At 59.3% G+C, this 15,692-nt stretch carries 18 protein-coding genes; 8 read left to right on the top strand and 10 right to left on the bottom strand.

The features are described 5' to 3' along the window. Positions 1–534: 534 nt before the first annotated feature. Both QOM08_RS21730 and arfB read left to right on the top strand, forming a co-directional pair. A complete protein-coding gene (locus QOM08_RS21730; RefSeq protein WP_139049335.1) occupies positions 535–1,956 on the top strand; it encodes an amino acid permease in 1,422 nt (473 codons plus the stop codon). 222 nt (positions 1,957–2,178) lie between these two features. Further along, positions 2,179–2,592 (top strand): alternative ribosome rescue aminoacyl-tRNA hydrolase ArfB, encoded by a 414-nt coding sequence (arfB, locus tag QOM08_RS21725; RefSeq protein ID WP_047226974.1) that lies wholly within the window; start codon positions 2,179–2,181, stop codon positions 2,590–2,592. Here the strand turns inward: arfB and QOM08_RS21720 are convergent. The 3 genes from QOM08_RS21720 to QOM08_RS21710 form a co-directional block, all read right to left on the bottom strand. Further along, positions 2,589–3,788: an MFS transporter gene (locus QOM08_RS21720; protein WP_139049336.1), complete on the bottom strand. Its 1,200-nt coding sequence runs from the start codon at positions 3,786–3,788 to the stop codon at positions 2,589–2,591. The genes arfB and QOM08_RS21720 overlap by 4 nt on opposite strands. Positions 3,789–3,871: 83 nt before the next feature. After that, positions 3,872–4,117, bottom strand: coding sequence for a hypothetical protein (locus QOM08_RS21715; RefSeq protein WP_188251987.1), 246 nt, complete (start codon positions 4,115–4,117; stop codon positions 3,872–3,874). Between the two features lie 37 nt (positions 4,118–4,154). After that, a complete protein-coding gene (locus QOM08_RS21710) occupies positions 4,155–4,298 on the bottom strand; it encodes a hypothetical protein (RefSeq protein ID WP_171061326.1) in 144 nt (47 codons plus the stop codon). A 315-nt stretch (positions 4,299–4,613) separates the two neighbouring features. Here QOM08_RS21710 and QOM08_RS21705 point away from each other — a divergent pair, with 315 nt between their 5' ends. After that, positions 4,614–6,239 carry a methyl-accepting chemotaxis protein gene (locus QOM08_RS21705; protein ID WP_173406640.1) on the top strand — a complete coding sequence of 542 codons (1,626 nt, stop codon included), beginning with the start codon at positions 4,614–4,616 and terminating at the stop codon, positions 6,237–6,239. 77 nt (positions 6,240–6,316) lie between these two features. Here the strand turns inward: QOM08_RS21705 and QOM08_RS21700 are convergent, their stop codons facing one another. Both QOM08_RS21700 and QOM08_RS21695 read right to left on the bottom strand, forming a co-directional pair. Then, positions 6,317–6,622, bottom strand: coding sequence for a PepSY domain-containing protein (locus tag QOM08_RS21700; RefSeq protein ID WP_188251986.1), 306 nt, complete (start codon positions 6,620–6,622; stop codon positions 6,317–6,319). 81 nt (positions 6,623–6,703) lie between these two features. Continuing rightward, entirely contained in the window at positions 6,704–7,831 is a 1,128-nt protein-coding gene (locus tag QOM08_RS21695; RefSeq protein ID WP_316912114.1) for a glycerophosphodiester phosphodiesterase, read from the bottom strand. A 244-nt stretch (positions 7,832–8,075) separates the two neighbouring features. On the opposite strand from QOM08_RS21695, the gene QOM08_RS21690 reads away from it, so the two are divergent. Beyond that, the gene (locus QOM08_RS21690) at positions 8,076–8,402 is read left to right on the top strand and encodes a DUF2025 family protein (protein WP_188251984.1); all 327 of its coding nucleotides are present in this window, start codon (positions 8,076–8,078) and stop codon (positions 8,400–8,402) included. Between the two features lie 671 nt (positions 8,403–9,073). Here the strand turns inward: QOM08_RS21690 and QOM08_RS21685 are convergent. Together QOM08_RS21685 and QOM08_RS21680 are read right to left on the bottom strand one after the other, a co-directional pair. Then, positions 9,074–9,388 (bottom strand): antibiotic biosynthesis monooxygenase, encoded by a 315-nt coding sequence (locus QOM08_RS21685; RefSeq protein WP_316912113.1) that lies wholly within the window; start codon positions 9,386–9,388, stop codon positions 9,074–9,076. After that, positions 9,385–10,095 (bottom strand): CTP synthase, encoded by a 711-nt coding sequence (locus tag QOM08_RS21680; protein ID WP_316912112.1) that lies wholly within the window; start codon positions 10,093–10,095, stop codon positions 9,385–9,387. The genes QOM08_RS21685 and QOM08_RS21680 overlap by 4 nt, the downstream gene beginning before the upstream one ends. A gap of 14 nt (positions 10,096–10,109) precedes the next feature. Between QOM08_RS21680 and QOM08_RS21675 the strand changes: the two genes are divergently transcribed. Both QOM08_RS21675 and QOM08_RS21670 read left to right on the top strand, forming a co-directional pair. Next, on the top strand, positions 10,110–11,057 hold the full coding sequence (locus QOM08_RS21675; protein WP_316912111.1) for a LysR family transcriptional regulator: 948 nt from the start codon (positions 10,110–10,112) through the stop codon (positions 11,055–11,057). 92 nt (positions 11,058–11,149) lie between these two features. Beyond that, the gene (locus tag QOM08_RS21670; RefSeq protein ID WP_047228806.1) at positions 11,150–11,683 is read left to right on the top strand and encodes a DUF1003 domain-containing protein; all 534 of its coding nucleotides are present in this window, start codon (positions 11,150–11,152) and stop codon (positions 11,681–11,683) included. Between the two features lie 25 nt (positions 11,684–11,708). On the opposite strand, the gene QOM08_RS21665 is transcribed toward QOM08_RS21670, so the two are convergent. Beyond that, positions 11,709–12,320 carry a TetR/AcrR family transcriptional regulator gene (locus QOM08_RS21665; RefSeq protein ID WP_047228799.1) on the bottom strand — a complete coding sequence of 204 codons (612 nt, stop codon included), beginning with the start codon at positions 12,318–12,320 and terminating at the stop codon, positions 11,709–11,711. 186 nt (positions 12,321–12,506) lie between these two features. Between QOM08_RS21665 and QOM08_RS21660 the strand changes: the two genes are divergently transcribed. Next, the gene (locus tag QOM08_RS21660; protein ID WP_047228798.1) at positions 12,507–13,562 is read left to right on the top strand and encodes an MBL fold metallo-hydrolase; all 1,056 of its coding nucleotides are present in this window, start codon (positions 12,507–12,509) and stop codon (positions 13,560–13,562) included. A gap of 23 nt (positions 13,563–13,585) precedes the next feature. Here QOM08_RS21660 and QOM08_RS21655 read toward each other — a convergent pair whose 3' ends face one another. Together QOM08_RS21655 and QOM08_RS21650 are read right to left on the bottom strand one after the other, a co-directional pair. Then, the gene (locus tag QOM08_RS21655) at positions 13,586–13,903 is read right to left on the bottom strand and encodes a helix-turn-helix domain-containing protein (protein ID WP_047228797.1); all 318 of its coding nucleotides are present in this window, start codon (positions 13,901–13,903) and stop codon (positions 13,586–13,588) included. An 83-nt stretch (positions 13,904–13,986) separates the two neighbouring features. Continuing rightward, entirely contained in the window at positions 13,987–14,763 is a 777-nt protein-coding gene (locus QOM08_RS21650) for a helix-turn-helix transcriptional regulator (RefSeq protein ID WP_316912110.1), read from the bottom strand. A gap of 113 nt (positions 14,764–14,876) precedes the next feature. Here QOM08_RS21650 and QOM08_RS21645 point away from each other — a divergent pair, with 113 nt between their 5' ends. Further along, on the top strand, positions 14,877–15,689 hold the full coding sequence (locus tag QOM08_RS21645) for a sulfite exporter TauE/SafE family protein (RefSeq protein ID WP_107321998.1): 813 nt from the start codon (positions 14,877–14,879) through the stop codon (positions 15,687–15,689). Positions 15,690–15,692: the final 3 nt, after the last annotated feature.

Raw genomic sequence — 15,692 nt, 5'->3', positions numbered from 1 at the left:
AAAACCTAGTCGAGGGTTTTTTGGAATGCAAAAAAATATTTTATTTTTTTCGTTTGAACTTTTTATTCCATTTTTACCGAAGAAATTAGTTATTCAAAAACAGTTGGCTGTGTAGTTTTTTGCTTAGGTAGCTAGCTACCGTCAATTTGCAGTCAGCTTACAGAAAATTCCCACACGGAAAGTTTGCGTTACGGTTTGTAAAGAAATGCTGACGATTTTTGCCTATCAAATCGGTCTGTACCGGCGTTTGGCTGTGCTGTAAGAAAAAACTGCCGAGAAGGTCGGTTTGACGGGGTTTCCGACACTTTGCAGCGCTTGTTTCAAACCGGCGGGACGGGTCAGATGCGCGGCAGACCTGAAGTACGGGGTGCGCAGGTGTCTGGTCGCAGTGGGGCAGCGGTGTACAATGCGCCGCGTTTTACTGTGACCCTTCGCGTACCCACGCATTTTCAAGGTTATCCCCCTTGTTCACTCCGCCACGCCACGAGCGTGTCGGGTTCGATTTCGTCACAGATAAAAACAAATAGGTGACGCATGACCGTTGTAGAAAATACGCATTCAGGCGAGCTGAAACGCGGCCTGAAAAATCGACACATTCAACTGATCGCCCTCGGCGGCGCGATCGGTACAGGCCTGTTCCTCGGCTCGGCGGGGGTGCTGAAGTCAGCCGGCCCGTCGATGATCCTCGGTTACGCCATTTGCGGCTTCATTGCTTTCATGATCATGCGCCAGTTGGGCGAGATGATTGTCGAAGAGCCAGTGGCCGGCTCCTTCAGTCACTTTGCCCACAAGTATTGGGGCGGTTTCGCCGGCTTCCTGTCGGGCTGGAACTGCTGGATTCTCTACATCCTGGTGGGCATGTCGGAGCTGACCGCGGTCGGCAAGTACATCCACTACTGGGCGCCGGACATCCCGACCTGGGCTTCGGCGGCAGCATTCTTCGTCCTGATCAACGTCATCAACCTGGCCAACGTCAAAGTCTTTGGCGAGGCCGAGTTCTGGTTCGCGATCATCAAGGTCGTGGCAATTGTCGGCATGATTGCCCTGGGCAGCTATCTGCTGGTCAGCGGCCACGGTGGCCCACAAGCTTCGGTGACCAACCTGTGGGCCCACGGTGGATTCTTCCCCAACGGCGTGAGCGGTCTGGTGATGGCGATGGCGATCATCATGTTCTCCTTCGGTGGCCTGGAAATGCTCGGCTTCACCGCTGCCGAGGCCGACAAACCGAAAACCGTGATCCCCAAGGCCATCAACCAGGTGATCTACCGGATCCTGATTTTCTACATCGGTGCCCTGGTGGTGCTGTTGTCCCTGACCCCATGGGACAGCCTGCTGAACACACTCAATGCCTCCGGCGATGCCTATAGCGGCAGCCCGTTCGTGCAGGTGTTCTCGATGCTGGGTAGTAATACGGCGGCGCACATCCTCAACTTCGTAGTGCTGACCGCCGCGCTGTCGGTGTACAACAGCGGCACCTACTGCAACAGCCGCATGCTGCTGGGCATGGCCGAACAGGGCGATGCGCCCAAGGCCCTGGCCAAGATCGACAAGCGTGGCGTGCCGGTGCGTTCGATCCTGGCTTCTGCTGCGGTCACGCTGGTGGCGGTGCTGCTTAACTACCTGATCCCGCAGCATGCGCTGGAGTTGTTGATGTCGCTGGTGGTCGCGACCCTGGTGATCAACTGGGCGATGATCAGCTATTCGCACTTCAAGTTCCGTCAGCACATGAACCAGACCCGCCAGAAACCGCTGTTCAAGGCGCTGTGGTATCCGTACGGCAACTATGTCTGCCTGGCGTTCGTGGTGTTCATTCTTGGGGTAATGCTGCTGATTCCCGGCATCCAGATATCGGTCTACGCGATTCCGGTGTGGGTGGTGTTCATGTGGGTGTGCTACCTGATCAAGAACAAGCGCAGTGCCCGGCAGGACATGGCTGTGGCCGCTGCTGCCAAGTAAGCATCCTTGAAATACAACAAACCCGGCACTTGGCCGGGTTTGTTGTATTCAGACTCATGCTGATCCCTGTGGGAGCGAGCCTGCTCGCGATGGCGCCAGCACATTCAGCATTGATGCAAGCTGACCCACCGTCATCGCGAGCAGGCTCGCTCCCACAAGGGTTGGTCGCTGTCTTGGGGATTCGCGGTATTCTGTGGGTCCTGATACCGGACCTCTTTTTCCATGCTGGCAATTTCCAACACTGTGCACATCCCGGACGCCGAGATCGAGCTGACGGCCATCCGTGCCCAAGGCGCCGGCGGGCAGAACGTCAACAAGGTGTCCAGCGCCGTGCACTTGCGCTTCGACATTGCGGCCTCGTCCTTGCCCGATTTCTACAAGGAGCGGTTGCTGGCGCTGCGCGACAGTCGCATCACCAGCGACGGCGTGTTGATCATCAAGGCCCAGCAATACCGCACCCAGGAACAGAACCGGGCCGATGCCCTGGAACGCCTGACCGAACTGATCCTCAACGCCACCAAGGTCGAAAAGAAGCGCCGTCCGACCAAACCGACCCTGGGCTCGAAGAAACGTCGCCTGGAATCCAAGACCAAGCGCGGTTCGATCAAGGCCGGGCGCGGCAAGGTGGACTTCTAGTTTTTCTCCCGCTCCTGACGATGCTTCGGCGCCTGGCGGTACAGGTAGAGACTCAGCAACAACCCGCCCAAGGCCGCCAGCGCGGCGAACAAAAAGATCGAAGCAAAACCGAAACCTGCGGCAATCGCACCGGCCAACGGCCCGGTAATCCCCAGGGACAAGTCAATGAACAACGAGTAGGCGCCCACCGCCGCGCCACGGCTGGAGGCGGGTACCAGGTTGACCGCTTCCACCCCCAGCGCCGGGAACACCAGGGAAAAACCGAAGCCGCTCAATGCCGCGCCGGCCAAGGCCCAGTGCGCATCAGGCGCCAGCCAGAGCAACAACAAACCCAGGGTTTCCACCGACAGGCAGGCAATCGCCACCCGGAAGCCGCCCAGGCGGTTGATCAAATTACCGAACAGTAAGCGCGCGCCGATGAAGCTGGCGCCGAACAGGCTCAGGCACAGCACTGCGTTGTCCCACTGCTGTGTGGCGTAATACAGGGTGATGAACGTGGCGATGGTGCCAAAACCGATGGAGCCCAGGGCCAGGCCGCAGCCATGGGGCAGGACGCGTCCGAGAACATGCATGAAAGGCAGCCGTTCGCCGGTGACAATGGGCGCCGCCGTTTTCGGCCAGGCCAGCGCCAGCCCCAGCAACGCCAGCAAAATAATGCTGACGCCCATGCTCCACAGCCCCAGGGATTTCACCAGCCACACCCCCAACGGCGCGCCAATCGCCAGCGCGCCGTAGCTGGCGATACCGTTCCAGGAAATCACCTTGGCGGTATTCGCCGCGCCGACCCGGCCGATGCCCCAGCCAATCGATCCCGAGCCTACCAGGCTTTCGGCGCTGCCCAGCACCAGGCGGCCAATCAGCAGGCTGATCAGGCTCAGCGTCGGTAGGTTTGACGTCCAGGCAGACGCCAGCATGAACACACCGCTCAGCCCGCAACCGGCGAGGCCGAACATGACCGCGCGCTTGCTCCCCAGGTTGTCGATGATCCGTCCGGCATAAGGACGACTGAGGAGGGTGGCCAGGTACTGGACGCTGATTACCAACCCGGCGATCACCGCGCCAAAACCCAGTTCGCCGTGGACGAACCCGGGCAACACGGCGAGGGGAATGCCGATATTCAGGTAGCCAATGAAGGTGAACAGAACGATGGAAACGACTTGCAGCGTGACCGCCAAGGGGCGCTGGGTATCTGGCATGGGTAAAGAGTCCACGGAGCAGCAGGATAGATAGGCTGCTTATGATAGCGGTGCCTGCGACCGTGAAGCGTGGAAAAGTAAAACTATTTGCCGGTTGGCGCTGGGGTGTCGTCTTGTCCAGTCACCAGGTGTGTGGTGACCAATGCAGCAAGGGCGTTTTCCTCCGTGCCGAAACGTGCCAGCAGGGCGGCTTGTTTCTCCGGGGAAAGGCGCGTCCAGATATCGACCATCTTTTCGGCGGTGCCGATCAGGATGCTGGCTTGGGCTTCGCTGAAGGTAGGGTCATCGGTCATGGGGGGCTCAGGATTCAGGCAGTGTGGAAAGCGCATCTTAGCGCTTTCCACACGGTCTGGTCGTGCGGGTGAATCAGTCTTCGCTGTCGGCCTGGCGGCGTTCAGTGGCTTCTTTGGGCTCGGGTTGCTGGGCGTCTGGTTGCCCTCCGGCTTGTAGCGGGGTCGTCTGCTCAGTTTCGTGCAGGCTAGGGAAGGGGAGATTAGGAATCTCGTGCATATCGCGCTCCTCGCAAAGTCTGTTGGTAGATCTGGTAGATCCGCGCTTTTACAAAGCTTGGGCAGGATACAGCAGAAGAAATGACAAAAAGACTTTTAAGTTCCGTTGCGGCGACAAAAGGGCTTGTCTGGACAGGACATGTCCAATCATCAAACACCTGCTACCGGTCGTCGCGAAGGCTCAAGAATACGCCCCGCGGGTCGATGGCTTGTACATATCCCGCATTCGGTTGCGACACTGCAAACCACGAACATGGAGGTCGGGACGTGTCGTCCGTGAGCTTGGCTCTTTCTTCTTTTCAAGAGATTTCCCTCCATGTTTCTACAAAAATCCCTGAGAGCGCAGATTCTCGCCTTGCTCAGTGGCAGCCTGCTGGCGATGTTGCTGATTGCCCTGGCGTCTTTCCATTTCCTCTCCAACGGCGTCCAGAACTATCGCAACCTGATCGATGGCCCGTTGCGTGCGTCGCAGTTGATCGATGAGGCCAACCTGCAATTCAAGGTGCAGGTCCAGGAATGGAAGAACGTTCTACTGCGCGGCAAGCAGCCGGCAGACCTGGCTAAATACTGGAAGCAGTTCGAAGATCGCCAGCATGATGTCCAGGGCATTCTTGGCCAGTTGATCGCCCTTGAAGGGGTTGCGACACCCATCAAGACTCGGATCGAGGGTCTGCGAGACGAACACCGTCAATTGGGTGCGGCCTACCAGAAGGGCCGTGATGCGTTTGTGACGGCGGGCGGCGATGCGGCGGCGGGTGATGCGGCGGTCAAAGGTGTGGACCGCGCGGCCAGCGAGCAAATGAGTGCGCTGGTGGTGGAGTTGCGCAAGCTTGCCAGCGAACAATCGGCGCAGATCAGTGCCGGTGCCGATCGCACGATTATGCTGGGCACTGTGATCATGCTGGTTTCCGGCCTGCTGATCGGGCTGTTCAGCCTGTGGCTGGTCAATCGCAACCTGGTGCAGCCGATCCGCAACCTGATCGAATACGTGACCCAACTGAGTCGCGGCCGTTTCGCCGAGCGGGTAGTCAGCAACCGGCAGGACGAATTGGGTGACCTGGCGCTGGCCGCCAATACCCTGCGCGACTTTCTCGCCGAAACCTTCTCGCGTCTGCAGCGCAGTGCCACGGAACTGGACAGTGCCAGCGGCGAGCTTAATGCCATCGCCAGCCTGATGAGCCAAGGCACCAGCGAGCAATTCGAACGCACCGACCAGGTGGCGACGGCGATGAACGAAATGTCCGCCACCGCCCAGGAAGTCGCTCGCCATGCCGCCGACGCGGCACAGGCCGCCGATGACGCCGATCACTCGGCGCAGCAGGGCGAGAAGGTCATGCAAGGGACCATTCATACCATCACCCGCATGCGCGGTGAAATCGCCAACACGGCCACAGTCATCCGCCAGTTGGAAACCGATAGCGGGCGCATTGGCAAGGTGCTGGAAGTCATCCGCGGTATCGCCGAGCAGACCAATCTGTTGGCCCTCAACGCTGCCATCGAAGCGGCGCGGGCTGGCGAGGCTGGACGCGGTTTCGCGGTGGTTGCCGATGAGGTGCGCAGTCTGGCCCAGCGCACCGCCTCGTCCATCATCGAGATCAACCAGATTATCCAGACCGTGCAAACCGGTGCGGTGGACGCAGCCCAGGCCATCGAGAGCGGTCAGTCGCGCAGTGAAGAGAGCGTGGAGCAGGTGACTCAGGCCGGTGTGATGCTCGAACGCATTACCCAGGCCGTGGAAGCGATTCGCGACATGAATCGTCAGATCGCCACTGCCGCAGAAGAGCAGACCTCGGTGGCTGAAGACATCTCGCGCAACCTGACCGAAATCACCTGCATCGCCAGCACTAACCTGGACAATGTACAGCGCACCGAAGCCGCGAGTCGGAACCTGCACGGTTTGTCGGGGCAGTTGAATGAAGTGACGGCGCGGTTGAGTGCCTGATCACTGTGAGAGTCAGTTGTTCGAAGACGTAAAAAAGCCGCGCAACCTTAAGGTTGCGCGGCTTTTTTGTTGTTCAATCAAGTGTCCTGTTTGTTGGACAGAACTTTGCCGGTAGTGGCGTCGAAGTCAACATCAAACTCTTTGCCATCGGCGGTTTTCAGTTCAACTTCATATTCGTAACCGTTGAAGTGGTTGTCCAGGTCGGTGTCGGTGATGGTTGCGCCTGGGTGCAACTTCAGGGCTGCTTGGTTCATCTCTTCCAGCGGCTTGATTTTTTCGTTCTTGACCAACTCAGGAATCTGGTCGACTCGAACATCAGCCTGGGCCAGGCCAGCGGTGAGGGTCAGGGCTGCGGCGGTGAACAGGGCAGTCAAAGTTTTCATGTGTTCTTTCCTTGCTGTGATTAAGGGGTGTGTCGTTTAAGTGGCTTCAGATTAACTTTGGCAACTTAATTCACCCTTAATTCAGTAACCGTTGTTCTCCAGTACCTGCGCCACGCTGCCTGTTTCGGGACGCTTCAAGTATTTGAGCAGTTCGCTGGCGCGGTTGGTAAAGATGCCATCCACTCCGGCCTCCAGCACTTTTTTGAAGTCCACCGCTTCATCCACCGTATAAACGTGCACCAACAAACCCTGGTCATGGGTGTATTGGTTCATCCACGGCTGCACCAAGTCCGAATAACTCTGGCTGCCGCCTTGAGTCAACGCGGCGGACGGCCCGGTGCCGATAGCGCCTTGTGCCTTGGCAAATTGGACCCATTGTTCAAACTCGGCGTTGTCCTTGGGCTGCTGTTTGGCGTAATAGGCCGCCTTGTCCGTTTCGCCGGACTCGGCAAACGTCACCTTCGACTTGGCCTCGATGTAGCCATCGCCCACCCACAACAGCAGGACTTTTGGCACGTTCGGCATTTCTTTTTGCAGCAGTTCGAGGCTGCTCTTTTCGAAGGTTTGCAACACCACTTTACCTTTGCCCTGACCTACACCGGTGGCGCGTTTGGCGAGCTTGGAGCCCGACGGGCTCAACCAGCCGCGGTCCTGCAATTTATCCTTCAGGTCGCGCTCGATGCCGGGGAACAGCTTCGGCTCCTTGGTTTCGATGTACAGCCCCGGTTTGTGCAGCGGGTTGCCTTCGGCGATGTTGATGACTTCATCGAGGGTGAGGATTTTCAGGCCCACGAACGATGGGCGGGCGCGGTCCGGGTAGGCGGTGTTGAACCAACTGCCGGCATCGAGGGTTTTGAGTTCCGCCATGGTGAATTCGTTGGCGGTGCTGTCCTTGCGCTCGGGGAATTTGGTCGCGACATCGGTGGTGCGCAGCAGGCTGTCGTCGTGCAGCACGAACAGTACGCCGTCCTTGCTGCGTTGCAGGTCCAGTTCCAAGTAGTCGGCGCCCAGGTCGCGGGCCAGTTTGTAGGCCGCGGCGGTGGTTTCCGGCGCGTCAAACGAGGCGCCGCGGTGGGCGATCACCGCTGGGTGAGGAATGCCCTGAAGGGCCGCGAGGGACTTGGGGGGCGCGGCTTCGCCGGCCTGTGTCTGGCCGAAGCCAAGCAGCAGGCTCAGCATCAGGGCACTACGGGTGAAGGTGACAGGCATGCTCGAGATCCTTTCGTGGGTTTCGCAAAGACCTATCTTTTAACAACTGAACGTTCCTGGCGCTATCGCTATACCGACATAAAAATGCGCAAAGCAGATTTTTCCCACGCTTTTGCAGGTCGCTTTGCAGTACGCTTGGCCGCACCAGTTTCCCCGGCAGAGGGAAACCCGAAGACAGCATCCAATTGCCCTGCGTGTAAACCATCGATCAGACGTCCTGCGGGACGCATCCATGAGGTTTACCATGCGAACCACTTCGACATTCATCTGCCAGGCCGCCGACCAGCTCAAGGGTTTTGTCGGCCTGAACCGCAAAACCCGCCAGTACATCGTGCGCTTCAGCGAAGATGCCTTTGGCATGGACGTGGCCGACGACGGCATCATCCCCACCTGTGAATTTGTCTGGACTCCGGCGGCGGACGGCACCATGGCCCTGAGTCGCCAGCGCATTCAGTTGCTGCTGGACCAGAACATCGACGACCGGATCAACCTCACCGAACCGTTGCGGGTTTACATGGCCCGTAGCGACCTGCCGGAGATTGTTGCAGTGCGCCAGTTGGTGGAAGGCTAAAGCCACGCCGACTATGAATGGGCTGAAAAACCCTGTGGGAGCAAGACTTGCCCGCGATGACGGCGGCACCTTCAGCATGGATGCAAGCTGACCCAGCGCTTTCGCGAGCAAGCTCGCTCCCACAAGGGATTTGTGGTGAACACCGAATTGGGTAGCCCTGAAAAACCACTGTGGGAGCAAGGCTTGCCCGCGATGGCGGCGGCACCTTCAGCATGGATGCAAGCTGACCCAGCGCTTTCGCGAGCAAGCTCGCTCCCACAAGGGATTTGTGGTGAACACCGAATCGGGTAGCCACGAAAAATCACTGTGGGAGCAAGGCTTGCCCGCGATGGCGGCGGCACCTTCAGCATGGATGCAAGCTGACCTGCCGCTATCGCGAGCAGGCTCGCTCCCACAAGGGATTTGCGGTGCGCACCGAATCGGTTAGCCCTGAAAAACCACTGTGGGAGCAAGGCTTGCCCGCGATGGCGGCGGCACATTCAGCACTGATGCAAGCTGACCCAGCGCTATCGCGAGCAGGCTCGCTCCCACAAGGGATTTGCGGTGAACACCGAATCGGGTAGCCACGAAAAATCACTGTGGGAGCAAGGCTTGCCCGCGATGGCGGCGGCACATTCAGCATGGATGCAAGCTGGCCCAGCGCTTTCGCGAGCAGGTTTTGTAGGCTGGCATCAGGTTTGGCGCTGGAAGGCATAGTCCCGTTCGACCTTGCACACCCGCGTGTGGCAATGGGCGTACCAGGTCGAGCGACCGCGTTCGCGGATTGCGCGGTGTTCGGGGTGCTGTTTCCAGGCCAGGATCGCCGCTTCGCAGCTCCAGTAGGATACGGTGATGCCCAAGCCGTCTTCGCCACGGGCCGACTCGACGCCGAGGAAGCCCGGCTGCTCTTGAACCAGAGTCAGCATGCGCTCAGCGGCTTGGGCGTAACCCTGGTCCCCCTCAGTGCGCAGGGAGGTGAAAATCACCGCGTAATACGGGGCGCTCATGATGCTGTCCTCCGGCAAGCTTCGATAAACGCACTGACCAGCGACGGCACACGTCCTTCCAACGCTGCGCGCTCAGGCTGGAACAGGGTCGCGACAAAAAAAGGATGATCAGCCAGCTCCACGGCCCGTAAATTGCCAGCCGAATCCCGGGCCACGGCGTGCAAGCGGTCACTCAGCAAATCCCGCTCAAACTGTGGATTGACCCCAAAGCTGCACCGATATCCTTCGAAAACCTTAAGGCGACCATAGGCCCTGGCAATCAACGAATCGGCGTCAAGCTCAAGACAGTCGATGGTTTCGATCAGCGCACAGCTTAACGGCGTCAGCAGTGCCCGTTCAGCCTCGGGAGCTGTTTCGCCATGGGCTGCGTCGGCCCAGCCCATCACATTGCGCGCGTATTCCAGCACGGCATGCTGAAAACCGCCGCAGGTGCCGAGGAAAGGGCGACGTTGTTCGCGGGCAAAACGAATGGCTTGCAGCGCGCCATTTTCGTTTCGGTAAGGGCTGCCTGGCACGCACCAGACTCCGTCGAAATCATTCAGGACGACGCTTTCGGTGATGAGGTCGGTGCCCAGCCATTGAAAACCAATGTGATGACCGGTTTGCTTGCTGACCAGTTCGAGTGCGATGGGGATGGCCCGATGGGCCGTTATTTGAGGGTCATAGTCGCCGACCAGGGCGATGTGCAAAGAACGCTGGTTTTCCATGAGAGGCTCGCCGCTTGTTGATTCCTGGTCGCCACTATAGATTGGCGTTCACGCAATCAATATTGGCGTTTATACAAGTGATCAATGCACCGACGCACTATCGTCTGGACTATCCCGATCTGTCCCTGATCCTGGCGCTGGTCCGTGGCGGTTCGCTGGCCCGAGCCGCGCGCTTGCTGCACGTGGATGTGTCCACGGTCTTCCGCTCGGTACGGCGGCTGGAGGCCGCCCTGGGCCAACCCTTGTTCGAAAAAAGCCGTGCAGGGTATTTGCCCACGAGCCTGGCCCAGGCGCTGGCTGAGCAGGCCGAGCGCGCCGAACAGGCGTTGGAGGCGGCGCGTATCGGGGTGGAGCAGGGCGGTGAGGTCGTCAGCGGCACGGTGCGCCTGACCTGCACTGACTCGGTCCTGCAAGCATTGTTGCTGCCGGCCCTGGCGCGGTTCATGCCTGCTTACCCGGCGCTGTCCCTTGAGCTGAGCACCTCGAACGACTTTGCCAACCTGAGCCGCCGCGACGCCGACATCGCCTTGCGACTGACCCGTACGCCGCCGGAACATCTGGTCGGGCGACAACTGGGCACAGTGGCCTATCGGGTATGTGCCAGTGCAACTTATCTGCGATCGCTGGAGCAGGATGATCTGGCCGCCATGACCTGGATCGCGCCGGATGACTTTCTCCCCGATCACCCCACTGTGGCTTGGCGCCGTCAGCATCTTCCTGGCGTGGTGCCGGCCTATCGCTGCAACAGCATGCTTTCGGTCACCGAGTTGGTTCGAGCCGGGCTGGGCGTGGCGGCGTTGCCGGACTTTCTGATCGGCGAAAACAAGGGCCTTGCGCCCATTGGCGAACCGCTGGCGGGGTATGACACGGCCCTTTGGCTGCTGACCCGGCCGGACTGTCGCGCCTTGCGCTCAGTGGTGACATTGTTCGATGAACTCAGGTGCAATCTGCGCTTGCACTGACTTTTGTCCAACAGGGCGTTGATGGCTCAATCGAGGATGATCTCCCGGCGGTATAGTGACTTGAGCCCCAGCCTCAGGCAGAGAACATCATGATGACAGAATCGTCGCAGCCCACTTCCACAGCACCTGTTGATCACTTGCGTTTTCATCGTCCCCACGCGCATTTGGGGCCGACCTTTGGTAATGACCGCTTTGCGCTACGCGCGGAGGCATTCGCGCGTTTTTTCGGGACACCCATGTTCCTGGGGGCGCAGACCTTGATCGTGTTGATCTGGATAAGCCTGAACATGTTGGGTGTGGTTCATTTCGATGCTTACCCATTCATCTTGCTGAATCTGGCGTTCAGCCTACAGTCGGCCTACGCCGCCCCGCTGATCCTGCTGGCGCAGACACGCCAGGCAGCGCGGGACAAGGCCCAAGCCGAAGCGGATGCTCAACATCGCGAAGCACTGGCCATTGCCAACAGTGAGCGCCAGGCCCAGGCAGCACAGAACACGGCGCAATTGCTCGAGTTGTTGGAGCAGAACACCCGCCTGACGGAAATGACCAAGGCATTGACCGAGCGCATCGACTGCCTGACTACCGAGATGCACGAGAAATTCGTGAGCAAGCCATCGATGCCGTAATCCGTTTCTGCGGTGGTAGCGACACTCAGACCTGATAGCGGGCCAGGAACATGTCGAGGGCCGATTCAACCACCTGAGTCTGTTCATCCTGGGTCAGGCACGGCTGGCCCATGGAAATTTGAGGCCAGAAGGCGAACGTCTTGATCAGCCCGTGCATCTGTTGCGCCGCAAACGCCGGCTCCACGGCTTTCAACCGACCGTCGGCCTGGGCCTGGCGAATCCACACGGTCAAACCTTCTTCGCGCTGACCCATGCGCGCAACCATATCCTGGGCTCGCTCGGGCGAATGAATCGTCGCGGCAATGGCGATGCGCGCCAGATCGAGAAAATTATCGTCTGCCAGCATGTGCAATTTGGCTTGCAGCAGCTTTCGAAGCTGCTCACGCAGGGGCTGCTCCGGGCTGTAGGCCATGTCCTGTTCGGCGGTAATGCTGTTCCACAATCGATTCAGAATTTCCGCAAACAACTCCTCTTTGCTGGGGAAGTGGTTATACACCGTGCGCTTTGACACACCCGCCGTCGCCGCGATCTTGTCCATGCTGGTGATCTCGAAACCGCTGCTACGGAATTCGGCAATCGCGGCCTGGAGGATGGATTCGCGTTTTCGCTCGGTGAGGCGCTGCGGCGGTACGGTCATGGTTAATCATCATCTGGAGAAGGGAAGTTACACTTGGCAGTTTACTTGCTCTCGGGATTGCTGCAATCTACAAACTACACCGAGTAGTGTAGTTTTCAATCAAGCGGCTGAGCGTGCATGCAACGGCCATTAGCGTCCCACAACGGCGAAGCGCAATTGCGACGACGTCCTTGGAGTTTTCGCATCATGACCATTTTTTCTTCGACTGACAGCCCTGCGGTGCTTCCTTCATCCCAGCAGGAGCAAGGAAAGTACCGTAACCACGCCCCTACACCGCGCCAAGGGCTCGGCCAGATGCTACGCATCATGTGGAACATGATCTTCCACAAACCGCGCAACACTCGTCCTGCGGGCACCATCGAGGTACAACCGCTGACGCGCGCCGACCTGCTGGCCGCGCCGAACAACAGTGTTTTCCGCCTCGGTCATTCCACGGTGCTGCTCAAGCTGCGAGACAAGTTCTGGCTGACCGACCCGGTTTTTTCCGAGCGCGCTTCCCCCCTGCAATGGGCTGGCCCCAAGCGCTTCCATCAGCCGCCCATCAGCCTGGAACAGCTGCCGCCAATTGAAGCGGTGATTCTTTCCCATGATCACTACGACCATCTCGATCATCAGGCCATCCTCCAACTTGCCGCCAAGACACGGCATTTCCTGGCCCCTCTCGGGGTAGGCGACACCCTGATCAAATGGGGCATCGACGCCAGCAAGGTGCGTCAGCTGGACTGGTGGCAGAGCACCGAAGTGGACGGCATTGAATTCATCGCCACACCCTCCCAGCACTTTTCCGGTCGCGGGCTGTTCGACGGCAACAGTACGTTATGGGCCTCGTGGGTGATGATTGATGGCGCCACCCGAATCTTCTTCAGCGGCGACACGGGCTATTTCGACGGGTTCAAACGCATCGGCCAGCAATACGGCCCATTCGACCTGACGCTGATGGAAACCGGCGCCTACAACGTCGAATGGCCGCACATCCACATGCAACCGGAGCAAACCCTGCAGGCGCATATCGACCTCAAGGGCCGCTGGTTGCTGCCGATCCACAACGGCACGTTCGATTTGTCGATGCATGCCTGGTACGAACCCTTCGATCGCATCCTGGCCCTGGCCTGGGAGCGCAACGTCTGCATTGCCACCCCGCAAATGGGTGAAGCCTTCAGCCTCGCGCAACCGCAACGTGGCCGCGCCTGGTGGCTGGACGTGGAACCCTCGGCTTATCAAGACCAGCCCGATATGGCCTGACCCTCGACGCATCGATCATTCGATCATTCGATCATTGCGTAGTCTGGCCGCCCCATCGGATCCGGCGTGGCGCCTTTGATATTCATGCCGCGCCCAGGCGCAAAGCCCGGGAAGAACACCAGGCCTTCGGCTTCCAGCCGAAAGGCCAGGGCCAGGCGGGTGACATCAAGTAGCTCGCCCCCCGCTTCGAAGCGCCGGATGGCCTGGGTCGAGACTCCAGACTGCCGTGACAATTCCTCGACACTCCAGCCCAGCATGGCTCGGGCCTGCGCGCTGTGGGCAGGGGTGAATTGATAGACAGCGATGCGTTCCAGGGTGGTTTTGATTGCGAGCGAGGCCATGGGAGTTCTCCAAAGCTGTGGATTCAAAAAATACTGTGTTTTTGTACAGTTGTTTTGAATCCTGATCAATCTCATTTTTTTGATCAATGACCGGTGGTCTTTTCCAGCCAGGCACTCGGTGCGTGACCCAGCACCCGGCGGAACATGGTGGAGAACGCCGCAGGGCTGTCGTAGCCCAGATCCAGGGCAATACGGGTTACCGAATCGCCTACGACCAATCGAGACAGCGCCGACATCACACAGGCTTGTTGTCGCCATTGGCTGAAACTCAACCCGGTTTCCCGGCTGAACAGCCGATTGAACGAGCGCAAGCTCACAGGCAACTGCGCCGCCCATTGCACGGGTGAGACGTGGGCGTTGGGGTGTTTCAGAAACCCCTGGCACAGGCCGAGCAGGCGTGGGTCCTTGGGCAGTGGCAGGTGCAATGGCAAATGAGTGCTGCGCAACAGTTCGTGCAGCAACAGATTGATCAGCGCGCCGTCGCGCCCGGCCTCGTCGTATTCCGGCGCAAGCTCCACGGCTTCCAGCAGCAACTGGCGCATCAGGGGCGACACGCTGATGACCTGGCAACGGGCGTCCATGGCCGTCACGGCAGCCGGTTCGATGTACACGCTGCGCGTGCTGACCCCCAGCATCAGCACCTCATGGGCAACCCCGGGCGGGATCCATACCGCCCGTTGCGGCGGCACCACCCAATTACCGTCTTCGGTGCGGACGTGCATCACACCAGTGGCGCCATACAGCAACTGCGCCCGGCGATGATGGTGCGAGGGCAGTAAATGTCCGTGGGGGTAGTCGGTGCCAATGGCGACGACAGCCCTGGGGATCGCATCCAATAAATCGATCGAAGTGTTGCGCATCGAGGGGCTACTCATCATTGGCGTAAACGCAAACATTATTGGCCTGTTTTCTAGAGCGGGCCAAGCTTCGCTTATCTAACGTGGGGCGCCTCCCATTTCACGGATTCGCCTCGATGTTCTATGTATTGCTTGCGTGCTTCGGCTGCCTGAGTGGCGTAACGGCGGTGTTGTTCGGCTTTGGCGGCGGTTTCGTCGTGGTGCCTTTGATGTATCGCATGCTGATGGCCCATCACTCGGGTGACGCCATCGGTGAATCGGCCATGCACATTGCCGTCGCCACCTCGACCTGCGTCATGATCGTCAACGCCCTGGTCGCCACCGGAAAACACCAGCGTGCCGGTCAACTGATTCGTCATTACCTGTGGCCGTTCGGCGGTTTCATTGCGCTGGGGGCGGTCTTCGGCGCAGCGGCCGCCACTTGGCTCAATGGCGAGATTATCCGCTACGCCTTCATGGCTTACCTGGGCCTGACCATCCTGGACTGCCTGCTGCGGCGAGGTTTTCTGACACGCCCCAGCGATGCCGTCCTACGCCCTTTGGCGCCAATGGAGACCGCATTGGGCGGTACAACCATCGGAATCATCGCCACAATGCTGGGCGTCGGCGGCAGCGTCATGACCGTGCCACTGCTGCGCCGTTGTGGCCTGAGCATGTCCCAGGCCACGTCGATGGCCAATCCACTGAGCGTGCCCGTCGCGTTGGCCGGCACCGTCACCTACATGGCCTTGGCCAGCTTCACCGGGACAGACTTCGGCCCGTGGTTTGTCGGTTACGTAGACTTGCTGGCCTTTGTTGTGCTCACACTCGGCGCGCTACTGGGCATCCGTCTGGCAACACCATGGATCGGGCGGATACCGGATCGGCTGCATGCGCGGGTGTATGTAGGGTTGTTGATGTTTGTGATGGTTGGGATGTGGCTGGGGTAGGGT

Origin of the sequence: Pseudomonas sp. P105 (genome assembly GCF_032614175.1) — a bacterium.
In the GTDB taxonomy this organism is placed as follows: domain Bacteria; phylum Pseudomonadota; class Gammaproteobacteria; order Pseudomonadales; family Pseudomonadaceae; genus Aquipseudomonas; species Aquipseudomonas rhizophila.
Note: the sequence above shows the minus strand (reverse complement) of the source record. Positions and strands in the feature narration are given on the sequence as shown.

Excerpts from the sequence above, each read along its gene's own strand:
- QOM08_RS21730 (WP_139049335.1), top strand. The coding sequence starts at position 535 with ATGACCGTTGTAGAAAATACGCATTCAGGCGAGCTGAAACGCGGCCTG.
- arfB (WP_047226974.1), top strand. The coding sequence starts at position 2,179 with ATGCTGGCAATTTCCAACACTGTGCACATCCCGGACGCCGAGATCGAG.
- QOM08_RS21720 (WP_139049336.1), bottom strand. The coding sequence starts at position 3,788 with ATGCCAGATACCCAGCGCCCCTTGGCGGTCACGCTGCAAGTCGTTTCC.
- QOM08_RS21715 (WP_188251987.1), bottom strand. The coding sequence starts at position 4,117 with ATGCGCTTTCCACACTGCCTGAATCCTGAGCCCCCCATGACCGATGAC.
- QOM08_RS21710 (WP_171061326.1), bottom strand. The coding sequence starts at position 4,298 with ATGCACGAGATTCCTAATCTCCCCTTCCCTAGCCTGCACGAAACTGAG.
- QOM08_RS21705 (WP_173406640.1), top strand. The coding sequence starts at position 4,614 with ATGTTTCTACAAAAATCCCTGAGAGCGCAGATTCTCGCCTTGCTCAGT.
- QOM08_RS21700 (WP_188251986.1), bottom strand. The coding sequence starts at position 6,622 with ATGAAAACTTTGACTGCCCTGTTCACCGCCGCAGCCCTGACCCTCACC.
- QOM08_RS21695 (WP_316912114.1), bottom strand. The coding sequence starts at position 7,831 with ATGCCTGTCACCTTCACCCGTAGTGCCCTGATGCTGAGCCTGCTGCTT.
- QOM08_RS21690 (WP_188251984.1), top strand. The coding sequence starts at position 8,076 with ATGCGAACCACTTCGACATTCATCTGCCAGGCCGCCGACCAGCTCAAG.
- QOM08_RS21685 (WP_316912113.1), bottom strand. The coding sequence starts at position 9,388 with ATGAGCGCCCCGTATTACGCGGTGATTTTCACCTCCCTGCGCACTGAG.
- QOM08_RS21680 (WP_316912112.1), bottom strand. The coding sequence starts at position 10,095 with ATGGAAAACCAGCGTTCTTTGCACATCGCCCTGGTCGGCGACTATGAC.
- QOM08_RS21670 (WP_047228806.1), top strand. The coding sequence starts at position 11,150 with ATGACAGAATCGTCGCAGCCCACTTCCACAGCACCTGTTGATCACTTG.
- QOM08_RS21665 (WP_047228799.1), bottom strand. The coding sequence starts at position 12,320 with ATGACCGTACCGCCGCAGCGCCTCACCGAGCGAAAACGCGAATCCATC.
- QOM08_RS21660 (WP_047228798.1), top strand. The coding sequence starts at position 12,507 with ATGACCATTTTTTCTTCGACTGACAGCCCTGCGGTGCTTCCTTCATCC.
- QOM08_RS21655 (WP_047228797.1), bottom strand. The coding sequence starts at position 13,903 with ATGGCCTCGCTCGCAATCAAAACCACCCTGGAACGCATCGCTGTCTAT.
- QOM08_RS21650 (WP_316912110.1), bottom strand. The coding sequence starts at position 14,763 with ATGCGCAACACTTCGATCGATTTATTGGATGCGATCCCCAGGGCTGTC.
- QOM08_RS21645 (WP_107321998.1), top strand. The coding sequence starts at position 14,877 with ATGTTCTATGTATTGCTTGCGTGCTTCGGCTGCCTGAGTGGCGTAACG.